We start from the raw sequence: 25,186 nt of genomic DNA, 5'->3' as shown, positions 1-25,186 counted from the left end.
GCCGGTGGGCCGGCTGGTTCGGTGTGGGCCGGTGGTTGGCTGGGTCGGTCGGCTTGGTGTGGGCCGGTGGGCCGGCTGGTTCGGTGCGGGCCAGTGGCTCGGCTGGGCCGGCCGGCTTGCGTGAGCTGGCCGGCTTGGCTCAGGGCAACAGCTCTGCTCGGGGCAACAGCTCTGCTTGCGTCAGCCGGTGGAGCCCAGCGTCAGGAACGCGTCGGCATCCAGAGTCGTGTGGCGGGGCCCGTGGCCGAGGTCTGGAGCAGGCTGCGGGGGTGGGTGGCGGTCGTTGGTGTGGCCGTGGGGAAGGGGACGGCAGGGGCGGTCAGGGCCATGTCGTCGCAGAGGATTCGCTGGCGCAGGGACGAGAGTTCGCCGCTCGGCTCGATCCCCAGCTCCGCTACCAGGCTGGTGCGCAGCCGCTGGAACGCGTCCAGTGCCTCCACTCGTCTGCCGGACCAGTGCAGGACCAGCATGTACTGGCCGAGTAACCGCTCCCGGAACGGAAACCGCTCCACGAGCGGGCGCAGTCGCGTCGTCAGCTGCGGCCATCTCCCGAGCGCCAGCAACGTCTCCGCGTGGTCCTCGACCGCGGAGATCGCCATGTCCTCCAGCCGGGGGCCGTGCAGCCGGTCGAGAGAAGGGGAGCCGGTGTTCAGTACGAACGGCTCCGGCCACAGCGCGAGGGCCGCGGCGAAACGGGCGGCGGCCGGCTCGTAGTCACCGGCGGCCATCAGCACCCTGCCCTGCGCGGTCTCCCGCTCGAACACCCGTAGGTCGAGGTCTTCCGGGTCGACGCGGAGGGTGTAGCCGCCGGGGGAGGTCAGCAGGTCGCTGCCGGAGTCGCCCATGCGGCGGCGGAGCTGGTGCACATAGAGGCGGATGAGGTTGTGCGAGCTCTTCGGGGGGTGGCAGTCCCATAGGGACTCGGTGATGTCGTCGATGGACCGGAACTCGTTGACGGCCAGCAGCAGGGCGGCCAGCAGGGCCCGCTGTTTCGTCCCGCCGAGGTCGATTTCCTTGGTGAGCTGTAGAGCGACTCTGCCTAGTAGTCGGTACTTCACTGGGGGGTACCTTTCGGAATCCGGTTCCGCGCGGGTTCAAAATAACAAGAAAAGGGCTTGCGAGTAAGCCCAATTGAGAGATCATTTTCATTCTCATGGGGTTTGCTGCGCGGTCGATATCCGTAGAAGTACGGAGAGCCTGGTTTCGTAACGTAACGGGCTCGCGGTCCGGGCGTAATGTACGGCTACATCCATTTTGTGCACTAGAAAATCTCGGAGAAATGGAACCTTGCTGCTAAAATCCGCACCCGCTGGTCCGGGGTCGGGTCGGTCGCTTCCGGGGGTGGGGGGCGTTGGATTTGCATGTGTGGAGGGTCGGGTTTTCCGGGGTTGAGGGAATCTCGATAAGGGGTGGCGGAGTGGTAGTGCGTGATTCCGGTAAAGGGCTTGGGCTGGTCTGGGGTCGGGGGTATTCCGTGATTTTGCCAGCTTTTTTGTTTTGGGTATGTATCACGGCTGTTCATGGGGGTGGGGGTGCTGCGTGGCAGGGGGCGCCTGGCGTGCGTGGGGGACGGGGTCTGTCATCGCGGGGGCGAACACACGGCTGACGTCCGCCCCGGCGCCGTAACGCACCTCGCGGCAGCCTCTGCGTCGGCGGCGGGTAGACGTTCCTCGCTCAACTGGAAGGTGGCTGTGCGGCCGGCCTCAGCGGCGGCTGCACTTTGTTGCTCCCCGGCATCGAGGAGCCTGCCCAGTCTGTCCCGCCTCGCCATCACGCCGGACTGGGCTGCACCCGTGCGGGCGCCCGGAAAACGATCGGCACAAGTCCCCACAGCACAAGCCGGCACCGGCCGGACCACTCCCCCACCGACCGCCCCCGCGCCGCTACTCCAGCGGCGGCGGGCCTTGCCGATCGGCGGCGCCACTACCTCTGCGGCACCGCAGTCTTGCCGACCGACTCTGTCCAACTGCCCCCGTCCTGCTACCCCAGCAGCGGCGTCAGTCTTGTCGACCAGCGCCAGCCCACTACCCGCAACAGCACCGTCCGCCTTGCCGATCGCCCCTGCCTGCTATCCCAGCGGGCGCTGGTCTTGTCGACCAGCCCTCTCCAGGTACCCGCAGCGGCGCTCCGGCCTTGCTGACCGACCTCGCCCCGCTACTCCAGCGGCGGCGTCGGTTTTGTCGGTCGGCTCTGTCCCGCTGTCTCGGCGGGGCTGTCGGTTTTGTCGGTCGGCTCTGTCCCGCTGTCTCGGCGGGGCTGTCGGTTTTGTCGGCCGGCTCTGTCCCGCTACCTCGGCGGGGCTGTCGGCTTTGTCGGCCGGCCTCGCCTCGTTTGCCTCGGCGGTCGCAGCGCTTGTCCTGTCGACCAAGCACACCCCCGCTACCCGCAGTGCCACCGCCCGCCTTACCAACCACCTCCACCCATCGCCCAGCCGTGCCCCACTCTCTCGGCGCCGCCAGTCGGCCCCGTCGACTGATCCCTCCCGCCCCTCAAACGATGCCGTCGGCCTTGTCGACAGCCCCCGTCCCGCTACCCCGACACCGCCGCCAGCCCCCGCCTGCGGCCGACAATGCTCCCACCGCGATCTCCCCCCACAGTGCGGCTGACGTTAGCGTCCCCTCTTCCTCTCGACCGCACCCACCAAAATCCCCCTCACCCTAGCCCCCTTTTTCCTCCAGCCCGATTCACCAGGAAAACCCTCGGCAGCATGCCTCCACACCCAAATCCATGAACGCACCCTTCGCTCCCCGAAACACCTCAGCCCCGCCTGATAACACTTCACCAGATCGAGCATCAGGACCGTCGATCCGATAGGTCCTTTCGCGTCCCCGCTATCGACAGTAAATCAGCGCCACACGCACCAGAAAATGCCCCAAACGCGCCCCCCCAACAACGAAGAACCCCACCCCGATCACCACCCCGCTCCCCCTCCCCGCCCTCCCCGTCACCCCACAGACCCCCTCCCCACCCCGCAATCAACCCCACCCTGCACTGTTTCAGCTCCGTAAATCAAGAGCCCCGCCTGCCCAGCCGCGCGCCCCCTCAAACATTTAATGTCTGTTCAGATGAACAGACATTAAGCGATGCCCCCGACCTACGATGCTTCTCGCGGATCGTTCAACCGGATTCACTTGGATCCAGCCGGATCGAGCGGGAGAGAGTAAATGGCGACGCGGGCGGAACACCCCTCTAAGGAACCTCCCAAGAAAAACCCCGGGCATTCCTCTGAGCAAACCCCCGGAAAATCCCCCCAGCAGCCCCACAAGCAGCCCCCCAATCTCTACCACCGAACCGACTCCCCAAGCTTCTTACTGGGCATATACCAGGGCGATTTCAACTGGCCGCTGCTCGACCCCTTCCCCGCCCAGGACCCGGCCGACGCGGAGATCGGCGACCGCACCGTCGCCGAACTGACCGCACTCCTCATCGAGAAGGTCGACCCCACCACGGTCGACGCGACGCGACTGCTGCCCGCCGGGCTGCTGGAGGAGCTGGGGGAGCGGGGATTCCTGCGGTTGCGGGACGCGCCGGCGATCGGTGGGCTGGGGCTGTCGCACTACAACACGTTCCGCGTGATCCAGGCGGCGGCGAGCTGGTGCGTACCGGTCGCCCTGGTGCTCGGGATCCAGACGGCGGTCGGGTCGGGGACGTACCTGGGGGCTCTCGGACCCGGCCCGCTGCGGGAGTTCGTCGAGCAGCGGCTGCTGGCCGGTGTCATCTCGGGCTCGGCGGACACCGAGCCGACGGGCGCGTCGGCGATGACCCGGCAGACCCGGGCCGTACCCACCGCCGACGGCACCGCCTTCCTGCTGACCGGCGAGAAACTGCACATCGGCAACGGCCCGATCGCCGACGTGATCACGGTCTCCGCGATGCTCGACGAGGACGGCACGGACCGGCCGAGGCTGTTCTTCGTGGACACCGCCGACCCCGGCTTCCAGGTCCGCTCGCTGCACGAGTTCATGGGCGTCAAGGGCTTCCCCAACGCCAACCTGACGTTCGACCAGGTCCGCGTCCCCCGCGAGCGGATGCTTCAGGAGGACGACCCCGAGAACGACGTACGCATCACCTTCGAGCTGACCATGGCCGTCGTACGCGGGCGGCTGCATCTGATCACCGCGCCGAGTCTCGCGCTGTCGAAGCTGTCGCTGGGGTGGAGCCGGGACTTCGTGCGGCGGCGGACGATCGACGGGCGGGCGCTCGGGAGTTTCGACGAGATCCAGCGGATGGTCGCCACTTCGATGGCTGACGTCTTCGCCATCGAGGCGCTCGCCGAGTGGAGTCTGCTGCCCGCCGACCAGCCGGAGCGCGGTGTGCATGTGGCCGCCGAGCAGAGTGTCGCCAAGACGGTCTCCTCGGAGATCTGCGGGCGCGTCGTCGACCGGACGATGTCGCTGCTGGCCGGCGAGGGGTACGAGACCGCGCCGAGCAAGGCCCGCCGGGGCGCCCCGCCGCTGCCGCTGGAGCGGGCCTACCGGGACGCGCGCAACTTCCGTATCTCCGGCGGGGTCTCCTTCCTCCTCGACTACTGGTCGGCCCGGATGGCGCAGTTCACCTACTACCGGCCGGACGTCTTCACCGGGCTCGCCGCCCCCCGGCCCGAGCCCGACACCACGGGACTCACCGCCCGCAACGCCGACCACCTGCGCACCGCCGCCGCCGAGACCCGCCGCCTCGCCGAAGCCAGCGCCGCCTATGTGGACAAGCACGGCCACCCCGAGGTCCTGGAGCGCCAGCACCAGCTCATCGCGTTCGCCCAGATCGCCAACGAGATCCTCACGATGTCCCTGGTGCTCGCCCGGGCCAAGCGGCTCAGCGCCGAAGTGGCCGGCCCCGAACACGGCTCGCACGTCCAGGAGTTGGCCGCCCTCTACTGCGACCAGGCCCGCGAACGCCTCGCCCTCCTGTGGCCGCAGACCGAGGACGCCGCCGCACAAGAAGAAGGACACGCGGCGCTCAGCGAAGCCTGGCTGGCTGCCAAAAGCCCCGACAGCCCCGGCAGCCCGGACAGCCCCGGCAGCCCGGACAGCCCCGGCAGCCCGGACAGCCCGCTCGCCTTCCTCGCCGACGGGATCGTCACCGACGTCCCGCCCGCCCACTTCCCCGCCTGACGTCGCAAGGAGCGAAAACTGTGACCACCAGTCCCCACGACGTCAGGGAAGACCTGGCCGCCGACAGCGCCGAAAGCATCGGCACCGAGGACCACCTCCCCCTCACGGTCGACCAGGAAGCCCTCTGGGTCCACTGGCAGCGCCACCCCGACGGCGCCAGCCACATCATCCACGTCCCGCTGAAAGTGGTGGCCGGACACGTGGACCCCGGCCGGCTGCGCACCGCCCTCGACGCGCTCGGGCACCGGCTGCCCATGCTCAGGGGCCGCGTCGAGGAGAGCGCCGCGGGACCCCGGCTGCGCTGGGACGGCGCCCCGCCGATCCCGCTGCGCGAGCACGACTTCGACGGCGACCCCGTCCTCGCGATCCGTGCCCACGGCTCCGTCCCCTTCGACCTGCGGCGCGGCCCGCTGGCCCGGGCCGCCCTCCTGCACGGCCCCGACCACGACGTCCTCCTCCTCGACTTCCACCACCTCACGTTCGACGGCGCCGCCCTCGACCCCCTGCTCCGGCTGCTCGTCCCGGCCTACGCGGGCACCCCCCTCGGCGCCCCCGAGGAGCTGGACTTCCACCGCGCGTACGCCCGCCGCCAGCACGAACTGGCCTACGGCGACGAAGGCGAGCCGCTGCGCCGGTTCTGGCGCCAGACCCTCGTCGACGACGCCCCCGCGCCCCTGCGGCTGGCCCCCGGCGACGGCACCTACGCGGTGCACCAGACCCGGCTCGCCCCGGACCTCGTACAGCGCGCCCGCGACGCCGCCTCCGCGCGCGGCGTGCACTTCCTCATGCCGCTGTACGGCGCCTTCTGCCTGCTGCTGCGCTCGCACACCGGGCTCGACGACCTGATCGTCCCGACCCCCTTCCACGGCCGTGACAAGGACAGCCGGCCGCTCGTCGGGTTCTTCTCCAAAGTGCTGCCGCTGCGCCACCGCGTCACCGCCGGCACCCCGCGCATCGCGTTCCTCAAGGACGTGCAGAAGACCATGCGCCTGGGGCTGCGCCACGGCCACCTGCCCTACCCGACGCTGCTGCACTCCGCCGGGCTCACCGGACAGCGCGCCCGCACCCTCGCCGGGCAGGTCATCTTCCAGCACTGGGGCCTGGAGTCCGGCGCCGTCGACCCGCTCGACGTACGGCTGGCCGGACCTGACGGGGAGGCGACGCTGAGCCTGCTGCCGACCGAGGACTACGCCGACCACGCGCTGACCGTCATGTTCCGCGAGGACACCTCCGGCTTCGTCCTCAGCTGGAAGGACCCCGAGGGCAGCGTCGACGCGGAGCTGCTTGAGCGGCTGACCGTCGAATACCCGCTGGTCCTGGCGGAGTTGCTGGCCGACCTCGACGCCCCCGTCGGCCCGGCCCTGCCCCGCTCCGCCGACGGCGTCACCCTCACCGCCGAGGAGCGGACCGCGCAGGAGGCCGAGTGGAACCGGACCGACGCCGCGTTCCCCGACGTGTCCCTGCCCGAGCTGCTGCGCCGCACCGCCGAGCGCACCCCGGACAAGACGGCCGTCGCCGACGTCACCTACGCCCGACTGGTCGCGCGCGCCGAGGAGATCGCCCGCACCCTCGTCGACCGGGGGGTACGCCCCGGTGACCTCGTCGGCCTCCTCCTGCCGCGCGGCATCGACCAGGTCACCGCCGTCCTCGGCACCCTCTTCGCCGGCGCCGTGTACGTCCCCCTCGACCTGTCCGCCCCGGACGAGCGGCGCCGGCTCATCCTCGACGACTGCGCGGCCGTCGCCCTCATCACCGACGCCGCCGCCCCCGAGGGCTTCACCGGCCGGCTGATCCGCCCCGCCGACGCGGACGGCGCCGCGCACGCCGAGCTGCCCGAGATCGACCCGGCCGCGCCCGCCTACGTCATCTACACCTCCGGCACCACCGGCCGCCCCAAGGGCGTCGTCGTCACCCACCGCAACGTCGTCCGCCTGGTCGTCAACGACCGGCTTCCTTACGACTTCGGTCCGGACGAGGTGTGGACGATGTTCCACTCCTACGCCTTCGACGTCTCCGTGTTCGAGATGTGGGGCTGCTTCGCGCACGGCGGCCGGCTCGTCCTCGTCGACGCGGGCACCGCCAAGGACCCCGAACTGCTGCTGGACCTGCTGCGCGGGGAACAGGTCACCGTCTTCAGCCAGACCCCCAGTGCCTTCGCCCAGCTCCCCTTGGCGCACGACCCGTCCCGCGAGCCGCTGCCCGCGCTGCGCTACGTCGTCTTCGCCGGCGAGAAGCTCGACCCGCGCTCCCTGGCGTCCTTCGCCGCACGCCACCCGCACACCGTGTCCGTGAACATGTACGGGATCACCGAGGTCACCGTCCACACCACGTTCCGGGCCGTCACCGCGCAGGACATCGCCACCGGCCGCAGCAACGTCGGCGAACCGCTGCCCACCACCACCCTGCACCTCCTCGACGAGGACCTCACCCCGGTGCCGCCGGGCGAGACCGGCGAGATCTACGTCGGCGGGCTCGGCGTCGCCGCCGGCTACCTCAACCGGCCCGAGCTGACCGCCGAACGCTTCCTCGACAACCCCTTCGGCGCCGGCACCCTCTACCGCAGCGGCGACCTGGCCCGCCGGCTCGCCGACGGCACCGTCGAGTACGTCGGCCGCGCCGACACCCAGGTCAAGATCCGCGGCTTCCGCGTCGAACTCGGCGAGATCGAGGCCGTGCTGCGTGACCATCCGGCGGTGGAGTCCGCCGTCGTCCTGCCCGACGGGCAAGGCGGCCTCGGCGGCTACCTGGTGTGCCCCGGCGAACAGCCCGCGGCCGGCGCCCTGCGCGACCACCTCGCCGAGCGGCTGCCCGAGTACATGATCCCCGGCCGCTACCACACCACCCCGGCGATCCCGCTGACCGTCAACGGCAAGACGGACACCCGCACCCTGCGCGAGAGCGCCGCCCCGCTGCCCGAGGCCGCCGCCGAGCGGATCGCGCCCGCCACGCCCACCGCGCGCGTCGTCGCCGACGTCTGGGCCGCGCTCCTCGGCGTCCCGGAACCCGGCGCCGACCAGTCCTTCTTCACCCTCGGCGGGCACTCCCTGCTCGCCACCCGCGCCCTGCGCGAGATCGCCGCCCGCCTCGGCCGCGACGTCCCGCCGCTGCGCACCCTCTTCGACCACCCCCGCCTCCAGGACCTCGCCGACGCCCTCGACCGGCTCACCGCCCCCGGCGACACACAGGCCGAGGCCGGCGCGGAAGGACCCCGGCCCGCCTCCGGGTTCCAGCGCCGGATCTGGTTCGACGAACAGCTCGTCCCCGGCACCGGCCTCTACCAAGTCCCGCTCGCCTGGCGGCTGTCCGCCCCGCTGGACCCCGAGGTCCTGGAAAAGGCCCTGCGCCTGCTGACCGCCCGGCACGAGATCCTGCGCACCGCGTTCGTCGAGCGCGAGGGCACCCTGTGGCAGGAGACCGGCGCCCCCTGGCAGCCCGAGGTACGCCACCACGACCTCACCGGCGCCCCCGACGCCGAGGCCCACGCCCTGCTGCGCGCCGCCGCCCGCGACCTCATCGTCCCCGCCGAGGGCCGCCCCCTGCGCATCACCCTCGCCGACCTCCCCGGCGGCGAACAGCTGTTCCTCCTGCACACCCACCACCTCGTCTGGGACGGCAGCTCCGCCGAACCCTTCCTGCGCGAGCTGGGCCGGGCCTACGCGGACACCCTCACCCCGCCCGAGGGAGAGATCCCGGCGCGCCCGCAGTTCCACGAGGTCGTCTCCGACGCCGTCGGCGAAGCCGGACTCGCCTACTGGGAACGGCAGTTGACGGGCGCCCCCGCCTACCCCGAGTTCGAGCCGCCGCAGGAGCCCGAGGCCAACGGCGAGACCGCCGTACCGCTCCCCGACGACTTCGGCGCCGCCCTGCGCGGTCTCGCCGAGCGGCACGACGCGAGCGCCACCCTCGTCTTCGCCGCCGCCCTGGCCGGCGCCCTGCACGCCTGGACCGGCCGCGACGACCTCACCTTCGGCATCCCGGTCGCGGGCCGGGAGGCGCCCGGCGCCGCCGACGTCATCGGGCCGCTGCTCAACACGGCCGTCCTGCGCTCCCGGGCGGTGCGCGGCGAGACCTTCGCCGACGTGCTGCGGCGCACCCGGGACACCCTCCTGGACGCCATCGACCACCAGAGCACCCCCTTCGAAGCGGTCGTCGAACGCCTCAACCCGCCCCGCGTGCCCGGCCGCAGCCCGTACGTCGAGGTCATGCTGGCCGTCGAACCGGAGCTGCCGGCCGCGCAGGTCGGTCCGGCCCGGCTGGTGCCGTACCCGGTGTCCGACCCCGAGGGCGACCACACCGCGAAGTTCTCCTTCACCGTGCTGTTCCGGGAGAGCGGCGGCGCCTACACCGCGAGCGTCGCGCACCGCGGGGACCGGATCGGCCGGCACACCGCCGCCGCCTTCGCCGGCCTCCTCGGCCGCACGCTCCAGGCGCTGTGCGCCGCCGCCGACCGGCCCGCCGGCAGCGTCCCCCTGGCCGGCCCCGAAGAGCTGGCCGTCCTCGCCCGGTTCGAGCGGGGCGCCCCGGCCGCCGGACCCGCCACCGTGCCCGCGCTGCTCGCCCGGCAGGTCGCCGAACGCCCGCACGCGCCCGCCGTCGAACATGACACCGGCGTCCTCACCTACGCCCAACTCCACGAGCGGGCCCGCAACCTGTCCGCCCGGCTGCGCGAACTGACCGCCGGCCGCGAACCCGTCGTCGCCGTCGTCGTCGGCCGGGGGCAGCACCTCGTCACCGCGATGCTCGCCACCTGGTACGCGGGCTGCGCCGTCTGCCCCATCGACCCCAGCTACCCGGCCGAACGCATCGCCCTGACCATCGAGGACGTCGGCGCGGGAGCGGTCGTCGCCGCCCGCCCCGAGACCATCGGCGGCGCCGCGAGCGTCCTCGACGCCGCCGACGAGAGCCTGTACCTGCCGCTGGAGGGCGCCCCCGAACCCGTCGTACCGAAACCCGAGGACCCCGCCTACGTCCTGTACACCTCCGGCACCACCGGCCGGCCCAAGGGCGCCGTGCTCGTGCACCAGGGGCTCGCGCAGCTCGCGCTGTGGCATCAGGAGGCGTACGACATCACGCCCGGGGACCGGGCCGCGCACCTGTCCAGCGTCGGCTTCGACGCGACGCAGTGGGAGACCTGGCCCTACCTCTCGGCCGGCGCCTGCGTCGTGCCGCACGAGCAGCCCGTGGTGATCCCCGAGATCGCGCCCTGGCTCGCGAAGCGCCGGATCACCATGACGTATCTGTCGACGCCCGTCGCCGAGACGCTGTGGAGCGCCGGGGCACAACTCCCCGACCTGCGCTGGATGCTGTTCGCCGCCTCCAGCCAGACCCGCCGCCCGCCGACCGACCTCACCTACCGGGTCGCCAACAACTACGGCCCCACCGAAGGCACGGTCGTCGCGACCTGGCAGCCGGGCCCGCTGCCCGCCGACGCCCCCCTCAACATCATCGGCCGCCCCATCGCCGGCAAGTCCGTGTACGTCCTGACCGAGACGGGCCACCGCTGCCCCGTCGGCATGGTCGGCGAGCTGTACATCGGCGGCGCCGGCATCGCCCTGGAGTACCGGGGACGGCCCGAGCTGACCCGGGAGAAGATCCTCGCCGACGGCCTGGAGAACGTCCCCGGACCGCTCTACCGCACCGGCGACCGGGCCCGCTGGCTGCCCGACGGGACCCTGGAGTTCCTGGGCCGGCTCGACCGCCAGCTGAAGGTGCGCGGCCACCGCATCGAACCCCAGGAGGTGGAGGCCCACCTCCTCGACGACCCGCTGGTGCTGCGCGCCTTCGTCAGCGGCAGCGCCACCACCCTCACCGCCCACGTCGTCCCCACCGTCCCCGACGGCGGCGACACCCGGCAGGTCCAGAGCCGGCTCTCCGGACGCGTCCCCGCCCACCTGGTGCCCGACGTCCTGATCTGGCTGAACGAACTGCCCACCACGGCCCACGGCAAGGTCGACACCGCCAGGCTGCCCCGCCCCAGCCGCGACCAGCTCACCACCCGCCCCGGCTGGACCGAGCCCGCCGCAGGGCTGCAACGCGACATCGCCGCCCTCTGGAAGGCCGTCCTCGACGTCGACCGGGTCGGCGCCGACGACAACTTCTTCGAACTCGGCGGCAACTCGCTGCGCCTCGCCGCCCTGCACGCCCGGCTGCGCACCGACCTGGCCGTCGAACTGCCCGTGGCCCGCCTGTTCGAGTACCCCACCGTGCGCCTGCTGGCACGGCATCTGACGGACGGCGGCAACGGCGCCGCCACGGACCCCGCCCGGTCCGACGAGATCTCCGAGCGTGCCACCCGCTGGCGCACCCCCACCCCCACCGCAGGGGCGCCCGAAGGCACGACGACGCGCAGGAGGCGCAACGCATGACCACCCACCAGAACATCGCCGTCATCGGCATGGCCGCACGGCTGCCCGGCGCCCCCGACGTCGCCGCCTTCTGGCGCCTGCTCACCGCCGGCGACGAGGGACTGACCCGCTTCACCCCCGAACAGCTGCGCACCGCCGGCGTCGCCCCCGAGCTCCTCCAGGACCCCGACTACGTGCCCGTACGCGGCACGATCCCCGGCGGCGAGCACTTCGACCACTCCTTCTTCGGCTACAGCCCCGCCGAGGCCGCCACCGTCGACCCCCAGCAGCGCGTCTTCCTGGAGGTCGCCTCCGAGGCCCTCGACGACGCCGGGGTCGACCCCGCCCGCGGCAAGGGCTGGATCGGCGTCTTCGCCGGCAGCGACATCACCCCGCCCTGGGACCCCGACGGCGACCCCATGGGCCAGATCATCGGCACCGAGAAGGACTTCGTCGCCACCCGCGTCGCCTACAAACTGGGCCTGCGCGGACCCGCCGTCGCCGTCCAGACCGCCTGCTCGACCTCCCTCGTCGCGATCGCCCAGGCCTGCACCGCGCTCATCGGGCACGACTGCGACGTCGCCCTCGCCGGCGGCGTCGCCCTGCGGCTGCCGCAGGAGTTCGGCTACGCCTACCGCGACGGCCACATCATGTCCCCCGACGGCCACTGCCGCCCCTTCGACGCCGACAGCGGCGGCACCGTCCCCAGCGCCGGCGCCGGCATCGTCGTCCTGCGCCGCCTCGACGACGCCCTCGCCAGCGGGGACAACGTCCTCGCCGTGATCCGGGGCTGGGCGCTGAACAACGACGGCGGCAGCAAGGTCGGTTACACCGCGCCCTCGGTCACCGGGCAGCGCGACGTCATCCAGCTCGCCCTGAAGCGGGCCGGCGTCGAGCCGGGACAGGTCGGGTACGTCGAGGCGCACGGCACCGCCACCCAGGTCGGCGACCCGATCGAGGTCGCCGCGCTGACCTCCGCGTTCCGTGAGGGCACCGACCGCACCGGGTACTGCCTGCTCGGCTCGGCCAAGGCCAACCTCGGGCACACCGGGGCGGCGGCCGGCGTCGCCGGGCTGATCAAGACCGTGCTCCAGCTGAAGCACCGGCAGATCGCGCCCACCCCGCACTTCCGCACCCCCAACGCCCAACTCGGCCTGGAACAGAGCCCGTTCCGCATCGCGACCGAACTCCAGCCGTGGGCGGGGGAGGGGGCCCTGTACGCCGGGGTCAGCTCCTTCGGGATCGGCGGGACCAACGCGCACGTCGTCCTGGAGAGCGCCCCGCCCGCCGAGCGGACCGCCGTCGCCGCACGCCCCCGGATCTTCCCGGTGTCCGCGCACAGCCCGGCGGCGCTGGAACGGCAGCGGGGGGCGCTGGCCGACGCCCTCAGCATCTCGGACGGCGCCGCCGCTGAGGGAGGTCCGCGTCTCGACGACGCCGCCGTCACTGAGGGGGGCCCGCGTCTCGACGACGTCGCCTTCACCCTCGCCGAAGGCCGCCGCCGCCACCCCTACCGCACCGCCGAAGTCGCCGCCACCGCCGCCGAGTTGGCCGAGGCCCTGCGCGCCCGGCGGACGCCGCGTGCCGTCTCCGGCGACCAGCCCGCCCCGGTCGTCTTCGTCTTCCCCGGCCACGGCACCCTCTACCAGGGCGCGGGCGCCGCCGCGCACCGGCTGCTGCCCGGGTTCCGGCGCGTCTTCGACGAGGCCGCCGCCGTCGCCGAGGAGCGGTTCGGCATCGACCTCGCCGCGCTCCCCGAGGGCCGGCCCGTCCCCCTCGACGACCTGACCTTCCACCAGCTCGGCCTGTTCACCCTCGGCTACGCGCTCGGCTCCCAGCTCGTCGAGTGGGGCGTGCGGCCGGTCGCGATGATGGGCAACAGCATCGGCGAGTACGCCGCCGCCGCGCTCGCCGGAGTCTGGGACCTGCCGGCCGCGGTGGCCCTCGTCCACGCCCGCGGCCAGGCCATGACCAGCGCCGAGCCCGGCCGCATGATGGCCGTCGTCAAGCAGGAGGGCCGGGAACTCGACCTGCCCGAAGGCGTCACCATCGCCATCGACGCCCCCCACCAGCTGGTCCTCTCCGGACCGCCGCAGCCCATGACCGAGGCCTACGACACCTGGACCGCCCAGGACTGGTCGTGCCGCATGCTGGAGATCGACCGGGGCTCGCACTCGCCGATGATGGAGGCGCCCTCACACCTGCTGCGCGCCGCCGCCGAGACGGCCGGCGCGACCGCGCCCGACGCGAGCGCCCCACCGGTCGTCTCCACCCTCACCGGCACGGTCGTCGACCCCGCCGCGCTCGCCGACCCCGGCCACTGGGCCGAGCACCTGCGCGCCCGCGTCCGGCTCGACGAGGCGATGACCGCCCTCCTCGACCGCCCCCGCGACCTGATCCTCGAACTCGGCCCGGGCCAGAGCGCGTTGCGCGCCCTGCGGATGCACCCCGCCTGGGACGACACGGTCGAGGCGCTGCCCGCCCTCGGCCGCCAGGCCGACCAGGAGACCGAAGCCGTCCTGCGGCTGTGCGCGACGCTGTGGGAGCACGGCGCGGACGTCGACCTGGAGGCGTTCGTCGCCGACGAGGAGCCGTACATCACGGCGCTCCCGCCGCACCCCTTCGAGCGCAGCACCCCGCCCACGCGGACCGCTGCCGCTACGCCGGCTCCGGTCAAGCCTGTTGCCCCTCAGGCCGCAGAGCGCACCGAGACCGTCTCCCTGACCGCCGAGACCTGGTCCAAGGTGTCCCGGCGGCTGTCCGGGTACGACCCGGCCGCCCTTGACGCGCCCGCCCCCGCGCAGGGCGCACCCCGCGTCCTGGTCACCGAACTCCCGTCGGCGGAAGGCGACTTGGCCGAACTGGACCGGCTGCGGGTGCTCGCCCGCGACGGCTCGGTCCCGCTGTACGTCCTGACCCGGGGCCTGTTCGACGTCCGCGACGAGACGCCCGACCTCGCCGCCGTCCGCCCCGACCTCGCCGCCTGGCTCGCCGACGCGACGGACGCCGACGACCTCGCCGTCCTCGACCTCGGCACCGGCGCGACCCCCGCCACCCTGCCCTCGCCCTGGCCCGGAGCGGCCCGCTACTCCTGGCACGCGGGCGCCTGGTGGGCCCTGCACGCCCAGCCGGTCCCGCTCGACGCGACGGCGGCCGTACCGCGCGTGGCGCTCGCCGCGCTCGGCACGGACACCGCCGTCGTCGCCGCCGACCTGGCCGGCGCCGGAGTGAAGGTCACCGCGCTGCCCGGCGCCACCGCACCGCCCCGCTCGCCGTCGCCCGCCGCGCTCGCGGCCGGCAAGCGCTGGGAGCCCAGCGCCGGACGGCTCTCCCAGCGCCCGGAACTGAACAGCCAGGTCGACCGCTACGCGGCCGGGCTCATCGCCCGCTTCGTGCTCGGCCACACCGGGCTGCATCCCGGTGACCGGCTCAGCCGCGCCGAACTCCTCGGCAAGCTCAACCCGTTGGGCAAACTCCCGCGCTTCACGGACTTCCTGCTGCGCTCCCTCGTCGAGGAAGACGTCCTGCGGCTCACCGGCTCCGACGGCTACGAGGTCGTCACCGGACCCGACGCCCTCCTGACGGCCGGCGACTCGCTCTCCGAGGTCCACGGCCTGCGCCGCCTTCTCGACCACATCGCCCAGCAACTCGGCTCCCTCTACACCGGGGCCCAGGAGCCGGTCGCCGTCCTGTGGCCCGACGGCGACGACAGCATGCTGCGCTCCTGGCTGCCGGACAACCGGCTCGACATCTACGACGGCGACTCGTGCCTGGCCTACGTCCGCGAGACCGTCCACTCCCTGCTCCAGCAGTGGGGCGACCGCCCGCTTCGAATCCTCGAAGTCGGGGCCGGTCACGGCCAGTTCACCTGGCCGCTTATGGCCAGTCTGCCGGAGCGGGGGAACATCGACTATCACTTTACGGATATCAGCACCCTGCTGGTCCGCCGCGCCGGCGAGCACGCCCGCGCCCACGGCATCACCGGTATGCGCTTCTCCACCTACGACATGACCCGCGACCCCGTCGAACAGGGCCTCGCCGCCGGCAGCTTCGACCTGGTCATCGCGTACAACGTGCTGCACGTCGCGCCCTCGATCCACGAGGCGTTCGGGCACATCCGCACCCTGCTGTCCCCGGCGGGCCGGCTCGCGGTCGTGGAGTCGACCACCGTGACCCGCTGGAGCCACCTGCTGTGGGGACTCGCCCCGGGCTGGTGGGACTTCGACGACGGCATCCGCACCGAGTCGATCATCCTGGACCGCTCCGTGTGGCGGCGCATCCTCACCGAGTCCGGGTTCGGCCAGGTCGTCACCGTCCCCGAGGACGTCCCCGCCGACCACCACGTCATGCTCGCCGCCGCGCCCACCGCCCCTTCGCGGGAGCAGGAGGCCGAACTCCTCCTGGGGATCGTGCGCTCGCCGGACCAGGCGCAGGCGCGGGTCGCGGCCGAGCGGTGGCGGGAGCTGCGCCGGTCGGCGGCGTTCGCGGACCGGCCCGCGGTGCTGCTGGCGACGGGGCCGCTGGACGAGGTGACGCAGGCGCTGCTGTCGGCCGACGGGGTTGCCGATTCCGCAGGCTCCGGCGACTACAGCCTCGTCCACGCGGGGAAGCTGAGCGCCGACGTCCTGGCCGCGCTGCCGGCCGTGCTGAGCCAGCCGTGGCTGCCCAGGTCGGCCGAACTGCACGTGCCCGAGCGGAAGTTGGTGCCGGTCGAAAGGTGGGGAGGGCAGTCGGAGCAGCCGGCGCCCGCGGCTGAGACCCCGGCCCCGGCTCCGGTGGCCGCCGCCCCCGCCGTCGTCACCCCTGAACCCCCCGCCGCCACCCCCACCCCCACCCAGGGCCTCGAAGCCCTGGAACGCCTCTGGTGCCGTGAGCTGGGCCTCACCGCCGCCCGTCCCGGCGACGACTTCTTCACCCTGGGCGGTGAGTCCCTGGCCGCCGTCCACCTGCTGGCCCAGGTCCGCAAGGCGTACGGCGTCCGTATCGCGATGGCCGACTTCACCCGGGACTCCACGTACGCGGGCCTCAGCGCGCTGGTCGGCGCGGCGGCGGAGAAAGCGCCGAAGCGGGCCCCGGCTCCCGTGGCCGCCACCCCGGCCGCCGCCTCGGTCCGCTCCGCCAGCCTCCTCTCCCTCAACAACGTCCAGTCCGGCGGCACCCCGCTCTTCTTCTCCGCCCCCGCCTCCGGCAGCACCCTCTGCTACCGGGAGCTGGCCGCGCACATCCAGGACCGCCCCTTCTACGGCCTGGAGACGCCGGGGCTGCACGACGGGAGCAGGACGCCGGGCCGGATGGAGGAGATCGCCGACCACCACATCCGGCTGATCCGCGAGGTCCAGCCCGAGGGCCCGTACCTGCTGGGCGGCTGGTCGTTCGGGATGATGCTCAGCCACGCCATCGCCCGCCGGCTCACCGCCGAGGGCGCCGAGGTGGCGCTGCTGCTCGGCATCGAGGGCTATCTGCCCGACACCCACGGCCTGCCCGTCGCCACCCGCCCGGGCCTGCTCGCCGGCGGCCTCCTCTACCAGGCGCAGGCCGTCTTCGGCCTCGGCGGCGCGGGCCAGGGCGAGCCCGGCGCCCAGTCCGGAGTGGTGCCCCGGATCGGCGAGATCGTCCGCTGGAGCCGCGGCCACGCCGCCGCCAAGGAGACCGGCGACACCCTCGTCGACGTCCACAACCGCAGCATCAACGCCATGTTCCGGTACGTGCCGCGGCCGGTGCCGAGCCCGGCGGTGGTGCTGAAGGCGGCCGGGTACGACGAGGAGGCGTGCCGGCGGCTGGCCCGGCAGATCCGCTCGCTCTACACGTCCGTCGAGGTCCGGCCGATCCCCGGCGACCACTGGACGGTCCTCAACCGCCGCAACGTCGAGAACCTCGCCGCCGAGGTGCACCGGACCCTGCGGAAGTACGCGCCCGCCACCACCCCTGAGACCGAGAAAGAGCCCCGCTCATGAGGCAGATCCATCCGACGTTCATCGCCGACCCCTTCCCGCTGCTGAACGAACTGCGCGAGGAGGCCGCGGTCCAGCCGGTGCGCCTCCTCGACGGCCTCGCGGTGCCCCGCTGGCTGATCACCCGGTACGAGGACGCCCAGGCCGCCCTGAACGACCCCCGGTTCAGCAACCTGCTCTACCAGGCCATCACCGGCGACGACGCCCCGGCGCCCAAGTCCCCGCTGGTCGGCGAGGCCATCAAGCGGGCGGCGGCCGTCCAGCAGGACGCCATGGTCAACATGGACCCGCCGGACCACACCCGGCTGCGCAAGCTCGTCGTCCGCGCCTTCAGCGCCAAGCGCATGGAGGCCCTGCGGCCCGATGTGCAGGAGCTGACCGGCCAGTTGCTGGACGCGGTCGCCGGGCAGCGGGAGATCGACCTGCTGGAGGCGCTGGCCCACCCGCTGTCCATCCAGATGGTGTGCCGCCTGCTGGGCGTCCCGGTCGAGGGCGCGGCGGTCTTCCGCGACGCGGCCGGCGTCCTGGCCGGTTTCATGGACGACGACGACTGGGCCCGGCAGACCATCGCCAGCCTGGACGCCTTCGACGCCTACGTCCGCGAGGTCCTCGCCCAGAAGCGGGCCGTGCCGCAGGACGACCTGCTGAGCGACCTCATCCACGCCTCCGAGGACGGCGACCGGCTCAGCGAGGACGAACTGGTCGCCATGGTCGGCCTGATGCTCTTCGCCGGCCACGAGACGACCGTCCAGCTCATCGTCAACGGCCTCCAGGCCCTGCTCGCCCACCCCGAGCAGCTGACCGCGCTGCGCGCCGACCCGGGGCTGCTGTCGGCGATGACGGACGAGGTGATGCGCTACGACGGACCGGTCAACCCCGGTATCCAGCGCGTCGCCGCCGAAGACGTGGAGATCGGCGGGACCGTCATCCCCAAGGGCTCCCTCGTCGTGATCGCCACCGCCGCCGCCAACCGCGACCCGCGCGCCTATCCGCACCCGGACGCCTTCGACATCCAGCGGCCCGCCTCCACGCCCATGCAGCTGGGCTTCGGGGCCGGCATCCACTACTGCCTGGGCGCCCGGCTCGCCAAGATCGAGGCCGAGTCCGCGATCGGCGCCCTGCTGCACCGCTACCCGCGCTTCGAGATCGCCGGGGGCGCGGAGAACCTGACGTGGCGGCCCGGGTTCCTGCGGATGGTCAACGAGTTCCGGCTGCTCGTCGACGAGGTCCCGCAGCCGGCCGTCCGTGCCGAAGCCGTCCTGGGAGGGGCCCATGTCTGACCACACGTACCTGCTGCTCACCGATGCCGACGGCGGCCCGGGTCTGGTGCGGGCCGGCCGGCCCGTCCCCCGCGGCTGGCGGGAGAGCGGCTTCACCGGTAGCCGTGAGGAGTGCCTGGCGGAGGCCGGCCGGCGCGGCGGCGGCCAGGTGCCGCTGCCCGTCGCCCCGGCCGACCGGAGCGGCACGCTGCTGGAGCTGTTCGCGGACACCGCCGGGCTGTTCCCGGACCGCCCCGCGGTGAGCGACGGTGAACGGACCCTGACCTACGCCGAGCTGGCCGCGCTCGCCGGCCGGCTCGCCGCCCGGCTGCGCCAGCGCGGGGTCGAACCCGGGGACCGTGTCGCCTACTTGCTGCCCCGGGGCCTGAAGCCCTTCGTCGCGATGCTGGCCGTGCTCACGGCCGGCGGCGCCTACGTCCCGCTCGATCCGGGGGCGCCCGCCGAGCGGGTGCGGCTGCTGGTGGAGCGCAGCGGCGCGGCCCTGGTCGTCGCCGAGCCGGGCTGGGGCGAGGAGTACGGGCTGCCGGACTCGCTCGACGTCCTCGGCCTCGACTCCCTCGACTTCCTCGACTCGGACGCCCTCGACCCCGCCGCGGCGGACGAGGTCAAGGTGGGCCCGGACCATCCGGCGGCCGTGCTGTTCACGTCCGGTTCGACCGGGCTGCCCAAGCCGGTGCGGCTCGACCACGGCAACCTGGTCCACTTCGCCGGCAACGCGGGGCTGCCCGCGCTGACCCCGGACGACCGGATCGGGCACGTCTCCAACCTGGCCTTCGACGCCTTCCACTGGGAGACGTGGGGCGCGTTCGCGGCCGGCGCCCAGATCGTCGCCCTGCCCGCCGTGCCCGACCTGGTCAGCACGGACATGGGACGCGAGCTGCGGCGGCGCCGGATCACCGCGATGCTCGTGCCCACCATGGCCTTCAACCACCTGGCGCAGGAGCACCCGGAGACCTTCGCGTCGCTGCGGCTGGTCACGACCGGCGGCGACGTGCTGTCCCCGAAGGCCTGCCAGGCCCTGTTCGACTCGGGCTTCGCCGGCCGGCTGGTCAACCTCTACGGACCCACCGAGGGCACGACCGCCTGCGCCGCGCACGAGGTCACCCCGGCGGACGCCGGCGCCGGCTCCGTCCCCATCGGCCGCGCCCTCGACGGCGTCTTTCTCGCCGTCCTGGACGAGCGGGGCGAGGAGGCGGCGCCCGGCACGGTCGGCGAACTCCACATCAGCGGGCCCACCGTCGCCCGGGGCTACCTCGGCGAACCGGCGCTGAGCGCCGAACGGTTCCTGCCCGCCGCCGGCGGCCGGAGCTACGCCACCGGCGACCTGGTGGAGCGCGGCGCCGACGGACTGCTGCGCTACCGGGGCCGCGGCGACGACCAGGTCAAGATCCGCGGCTACCGCGTCGAGCCCCGCGAGGTCGAACAGCTCCTCGCCCGCCACCCCAAGGTGCGGGAGGCGGCCGTCGTCGTCCCCCGCACCGAGGGCGACGCGACCCTCGTCGCGCTCGTCGTCGGCTTCGGGGACGAGCTGTCGCTGAAGGAGCTGCGGTCCTTCGCCGAGGACGTGATGCCCGGGTACATGGTGCCCAGCTCCTTCGTCCGGGTGCCGGAGATCCCCGCCAACGACCGCGGCAAGCGCGACGCCGAGCAGCTGCGGACGCTCGTCGCCGAGCACCGCGCGCGCCAGGCCCGCCGGATCGCGCCCACCGACCCGGTGGAGATCCAGGTCGCCGAACTGTGGAAGGAGATCATCTCCCTGGAGGAGATCGGCCGCGACGACGACTTCTTCCAGCTCGGCGGCAACTCCTTGCAGGCGTTCCGGCTGCGCCGCCGGATCTCCCAGGACCTCGGCGTCGAGATCAGCAACCGGGAGATCCTCACCACCAGCGAGCTCGGCGCCCTGTCCGCGCTCGTGCGGTCCCGACGGACGGGGGACGACGCATGACCACCATGACGACGCTGGACCTGACCGACCCGGACCTGTTCGCCCGGCCGGACGTGCACCAGTACTTCGCCGCCCTGCGCCGCGAGGACCCGGTGCACTGGCACCCCCTCGAAGACGGCGGCGGGTTCTGGGCCGTGACCCGGTACGCGGACGTCGAGGCCGCCTATGGCGAGCACGAGGCGCTCAGCTCCGAGGGCGGCCCGATGCTGGGCGGCTCGTTCCGCTCCAGCCAGGACTCCTCGGCCGGCAAGATGCTCGTCGCCTCCGACACGCCCCGGCACAAGCACCTGCGCCAGACCGTCCACAAGGCGTTCGCCCCGCACCTGCTGGAGCGGATGAAGCACCAGGTCGCCGAGCTGGTCGAGCAGGCCATCGACCGGGCGCTCGCCGACGGCGGCTGCGACTTCGCCGCCGACATCGCGCCCGAGCTGCCCGCCGGGGCGGTGATGGCGATGATGAACGTCTCCCGCACCCAGGCGCACGAGATCATCGCCATGACCCGCCGCATGATCGGCTTCCGCGACCCGTTCTTCGTCGACCCCGACGAGGACCAGCGGCTGGGGCTCGCCGTCACCCAGGCCGACATCTTCGACTTCTTCGCGGAGCTGGTCGCCCGGCGCCGCGAGGAGCCCGGCGACGACCTGATCAGCTTCCTGCTGGCCGCCCGCCGCACCGGCCGGCCCTGGACCGACGAGGAGATCCTCTACAACTGCATGAACGTGGCGGTCGGCGGCAACGAGACCTCCTCGTACACCGCCTGCGCCGGCGCGCTCGCGCTGCACGACAACCCCCGGCAGGCGGCCCTGCTCAAGGAGTCCCCCGACCTCGCCGGTGACGCGGTGGGCGAGCTGCTGCGCTGGGGCTCCACCAACGCCTACGTGCTGCGCCAGGCTGTCCAGGACACGGTGATCGGCGGCCGGGAGATCAAGGCCGGCGACTCGGTCACGCTGTGGAACGTCTCGGCGAACTTCGACGAGGAGCAGTTCCCCGACCCGCTGGCCTTCCGCGTCACCCGCTCACCGAACCGGCACATCTCCTTCGGCTCGGGCATCCACCGCTGCATCGGCGCGACGCTCGCCCAGGTCGAACTCGGAATTCTGCTGCGCCGGCTCGTCACCAAGGAATTGACCTACAGCGTTTCCGGACCCGTCCGGCTGCTGCGTTCCAATTTCATCCGCGGAATAGTGCATATGCCGATCGAGATCCGCCGGAACTGCTGATTACCGCAAGCGGGTACGGGAGGGTCAGGCGGCTCGCCTAAGGTGGAGACGGCGCGCCGAAAGCCTGGCCCTCCCATCATGAAACGGCATATCTCGTGAGCGTAGGCATACCGGATGCCCCGGAATCACTGATGCAGCCCCCTTTCGAAGGACTGGGCGCGGGGGTCGCCCTGCTCGACTCCGACCGCCTGGTCACGGCGGTCAACTCGGAGCTGCTGAACTCCCTGGGCCGGCACCGGTCGGAAGTGCTCGGCCGCCGCCCGATGGCGCTCTTCCAGCCCATCGACCGCCGGCCCGTGGAGTCCATCCTGCTCGGCATGGCCGCGGGGGACCGGCGGACCTACGTCACCATGGCGGACGCCAGCCGCGAGGACGGCTCCGCCTCCTCCGGGGTGCTCGCCCTGCTGCGCCGCCCCGCCGGGCGCCGCTCCCGGTTCGTCATCCTGTGGTTCCCGGACGACCGCAGCACCCTCATCGACCACGGATACCGCACCGACCCGCTGACCAGGACCGAGGCACAGGTCCTCGAGGGAATTTCGGCCGGCTGCACCACGGTCGAGCTGGAAAACCTCATGCATATGAGCAGAACCGGTATCACCTATCACATCCGGGCGCTGATGCGGAAACTCGGGGCGCCCAACCGCTCGGCGCTCATCGCCCGCGCCTACGTCCTCCAGATTCTGGCGCCGAACACCTGGCCGCCCCAGGTGCAGAGCTGCCGGCAGGAGACACGTCGGTAAACGCCGGAAACGAGGAAATTCCGATGGCCTTTAGTTATCACCTGGTGGGCACGGGGGACGCGCCGGTGCGTTTCATCGCGTTCCATCACGCCGGCGGGTCCGCCGCGTCCTTCTTTCCCCTCGCCATGAAGATGGCGGGCGCCTGCGACTCGTACCTCTTCGAGCTCGAAGGGCGTGACGGTGACACCGGGGACGCCGTCGAGTACGCCTCGAACGCCTCGTTCACCGCCGCCGCCGACCGCTTCTTCCTCGACTTCCTGCCGCTGGTCGACCGGACCTGCGTGGTCGTGGGACACAGCCTCGGCGCGCTCTTCGCGCACCACCTCGTCACCATGCTGCCCGCCGAGGCGGCCCGCGCCCACGTCCGCGCGGTCATCGCCTCCGCCTCCCGGGGCCCCCTCTCGGCGGCCCGCGCCGCGACCATGCCGCCGGCCCCCTTCACCACCCGGACCCGGAAGTCCGTCCTCGGCGACCTCGCGCTGTTCGGGGGCGTACCGTCGGAGATGCTGGAGGACCCCGACTTCGTCGAGACGGCCGTCACCCAGCTCGGCCGCGATCTGCACCTGGCCGACACCTACAGCCCGTCGCCGTCGCAGCCGCCCCGGGTCCCGTACGAGATCTGGTACGGCGGCGGCGACCAGACCCTGCCGGAGGCGGACTTGCGGACCTGGGACGAGGCGTGCGTCCTGCCTCCGAGGTACACGGCGTTCAGGGGCGGTCACTTCTACCTCTTCGAACACCCGGAGCCGGCCACCCAGCTCCACCAGCTCATCCGGGCGCACACGCCGGTGACCTGACGCGACACGGCGCGGGGTGCTCCGCGCTCCGGCGTGGACGGGGTACGTTCCCCTCCGTGCGGGCGCGCCCGCCCATGAGACCCGCGTCGGGAAAAGGCAGGGGCCCGGGAACGGATTCGTTCCCGGGCCCCTGCCGTGTGTGGCGTTCGTCTCACCGCCCGACTAGCGAAACTTTTGCGTTTCGTTAGCGGGGTACTTTAGTGTCCGGGTACGAAACCGTTTCGTTCCCGGACTCTCGGAACTGGAGTACCTCCATGGCTCAGACAGCCACCTCGCCGGAGTCGGAGCCGGCGTCACTCAGGAAGAAGGCCGGCGCTCCCGCCGAGGAGTCCGGCGCACGGCACCGCTGGTGGATCCTCGCGCTGATCGGCATCGCGCAGCTGATGGTCACGCTGGACGCGACGATCGTGAACATCGCCCTGCCGTCCGCCCAGGCCGACCTCGGCTTCTCCGACGGCAACCGGACCTGGATCGTCACCGGCTACTCGCTCGCCTTCGGCAGCCTCCTGCTGCTGGGCGGCCGGATAGCCGACCTCTTCGGCCGCAAGATCGCCTTCCTCGTCGGCGTCGGCGGCTTCGCGGTCGCCTCCGCCATCGCCGGCGCCTCCGCCAACTTCGAGATGCTGGTCGCGGGCCGCGCCCTCCAGGGCGTCTTCGGCGCCCTCCTCGCCCCGGCCGCCCTCTCGCTGCTCACGACCACCTTCACCGACGCCCGCGAACGGGCCCGCGCCTTCGGCATCTTCGGCGCGATCGCCGGCTCCGGCGCCGCCGTCGGCCTGCTGCTCGGCGGCGTCCTCACCGAGTACCTGGACTGGCGCTGGACCCTGTACGTCAACCTGGTCCTCGCGATCGTCCCGCTGACCGGCGGCTGGCTGCTGCTCAAGCGCACCGAGCGCGAACCCGGCGCCAAGCTCGACATCCCCGGCACGGTCCTCGTCACCGCCGGACTCTTCGCGGTCGTCTACGGCTTCTCGATGGCCGAGTCGCACGACTGGAGCTCCCCGCGCTCCTGGGGCTTCCTGACCGCCGGCACGGTCCTCGTCGCCGCGTTCGCCTGGTGGCAGACCAAGGCCGCGCACCCGCTGCTGCCGCTGCGCGTCCTGCTCGACCGCAACCGGGGCGCCTCCTTCGCGGTCATGCTGATCTCCAGCGCCGGCATGTTCGGCGTCTTCCTCTTCCTCACCTACTACCTCCAGCTCAACCTCGGTTTCACCGCGATCCGCACCGGCCTCGCGTTCCTGCCGATGGTCGGCGCCCTGATGCTCGCCGCGACCCTCGCCACCAGCCTCCTCGTCCCGCGCATCGGCCCCCGCACCGTCGTCCCCCTCGGCTCGGCCATGGGCGCCGCGGGCCTGGTCTGGCTGACCCGGCTCGACCTCTCCAGCACCTACGCCGCCGACGTCCTGCCCGCCCTGCTCGTCACCGGCCTCGGCATCGGCCTCGTCATGGCCCCCGCGATGAGCCTCGCGACCGCCGGCGTCAAGGCCGACGACGCCGGAGTCGCCTCGGCGTCCGTCAACACCATGCAGCAGATCGGCGGTTCCATCGGCACGGCCCTGCTGAACACCCTCGCCGCCTCCGCCGCGACCAGCTACCTTGCCGGAAAGGACGCGACCAGCAAGGTCGTCCAGGCCCAGGCCGCGCTGGAGTCGTACTCCACCGCCTACTGGTGGTCCGCCGGATTCTTCGCCGCCGGTGCGCTGCTCACCCTGTTCCTCTACCGTCGCGGTGTCCCGGAGATCTCCTCCGACGCCGCCCCGACCGTCCACATGTGAGGGCTCATATAACGGAGTAAGGA

At 72.6% G+C, this 25,186-nt stretch carries 10 protein-coding genes; 9 read left to right on the top strand and 1 reads right to left on the bottom strand.

The window, feature by feature from the left end; translation table 11 throughout:
- Positions 1–200: 200 nt before the first annotated feature.
- Positions 201–1,058 (bottom strand): AfsR/SARP family transcriptional regulator, encoded by an 858-nt coding sequence (locus ACYUD3_RS12440; protein WP_470968058.1) that lies wholly within the window; start codon positions 1,056–1,058, stop codon positions 201–203.
- A gap of 2,106 nt (positions 1,059–3,164) precedes the next feature.
- Here ACYUD3_RS12440 and ACYUD3_RS12435 point away from each other — a divergent pair.
- From ACYUD3_RS12435 to ACYUD3_RS12395, 9 genes are all read left to right on the top strand, one after another.
- The gene (locus ACYUD3_RS12435; RefSeq protein WP_470968056.1) at positions 3,165–5,111 is read left to right on the top strand and encodes an acyl-CoA dehydrogenase family protein; all 1,947 of its coding nucleotides are present in this window, start codon (positions 3,165–3,167) and stop codon (positions 5,109–5,111) included.
- 20 nt (positions 5,112–5,131) lie between these two features.
- On the top strand, positions 5,132–11,476 hold the full coding sequence (locus ACYUD3_RS12430; protein WP_470968053.1) for an amino acid adenylation domain-containing protein: 6,345 nt from the start codon (positions 5,132–5,134) through the stop codon (positions 11,474–11,476).
- A complete protein-coding gene (locus tag ACYUD3_RS12425; protein WP_470968051.1) occupies positions 11,473–17,409 on the top strand; it encodes a type I polyketide synthase in 5,937 nt (1,978 codons plus the stop codon). The genes ACYUD3_RS12430 and ACYUD3_RS12425 overlap by 4 nt, the downstream gene beginning before the upstream one ends.
- Positions 17,406–18,686: a cytochrome P450 family protein gene (locus ACYUD3_RS12420; protein WP_470968049.1), complete on the top strand. Its 1,281-nt coding sequence runs from the start codon at positions 17,406–17,408 to the stop codon at positions 18,684–18,686. Before ACYUD3_RS12425 ends, ACYUD3_RS12420 begins: the two co-directional genes overlap by 4 nt.
- The gene (locus ACYUD3_RS12415) at positions 18,679–20,631 is read left to right on the top strand and encodes an amino acid adenylation domain-containing protein (RefSeq protein ID WP_470968046.1); all 1,953 of its coding nucleotides are present in this window, start codon (positions 18,679–18,681) and stop codon (positions 20,629–20,631) included. The genes ACYUD3_RS12420 and ACYUD3_RS12415 overlap by 8 nt, the downstream gene beginning before the upstream one ends.
- Positions 20,628–21,851 (top strand): cytochrome P450, encoded by a 1,224-nt coding sequence (locus tag ACYUD3_RS12410; protein WP_470968044.1) that lies wholly within the window; start codon positions 20,628–20,630, stop codon positions 21,849–21,851. Before ACYUD3_RS12415 ends, ACYUD3_RS12410 begins: the two co-directional genes overlap by 4 nt.
- A 131-nt stretch (positions 21,852–21,982) precedes the next feature.
- Positions 21,983–22,591, top strand: a complete 609-nt coding sequence (locus ACYUD3_RS12405) for a helix-turn-helix transcriptional regulator (protein ID WP_470968041.1) — start codon at positions 21,983–21,985, stop codon at positions 22,589–22,591.
- Between the two features lie 23 nt (positions 22,592–22,614).
- Positions 22,615–23,388, top strand: coding sequence for a thioesterase II family protein (locus ACYUD3_RS12400; RefSeq protein ID WP_470968039.1), 774 nt, complete (start codon positions 22,615–22,617; stop codon positions 23,386–23,388).
- A gap of 254 nt (positions 23,389–23,642) precedes the next feature.
- Complete coding sequence (locus ACYUD3_RS12395; RefSeq protein ID WP_470968036.1) at positions 23,643–25,163, top strand: MFS transporter; 1,521 nt, start codon at positions 23,643–23,645, stop codon at positions 25,161–25,163.
- The last annotated feature ends 23 nt before the right edge of the window (positions 25,164–25,186 follow it).

This window comes from Streptomyces sp. AMJ-169, assembly GCF_055597585.1.
Note: the sequence above shows the minus strand (reverse complement) of the source record. Positions and strands in the feature narration are given on the sequence as shown.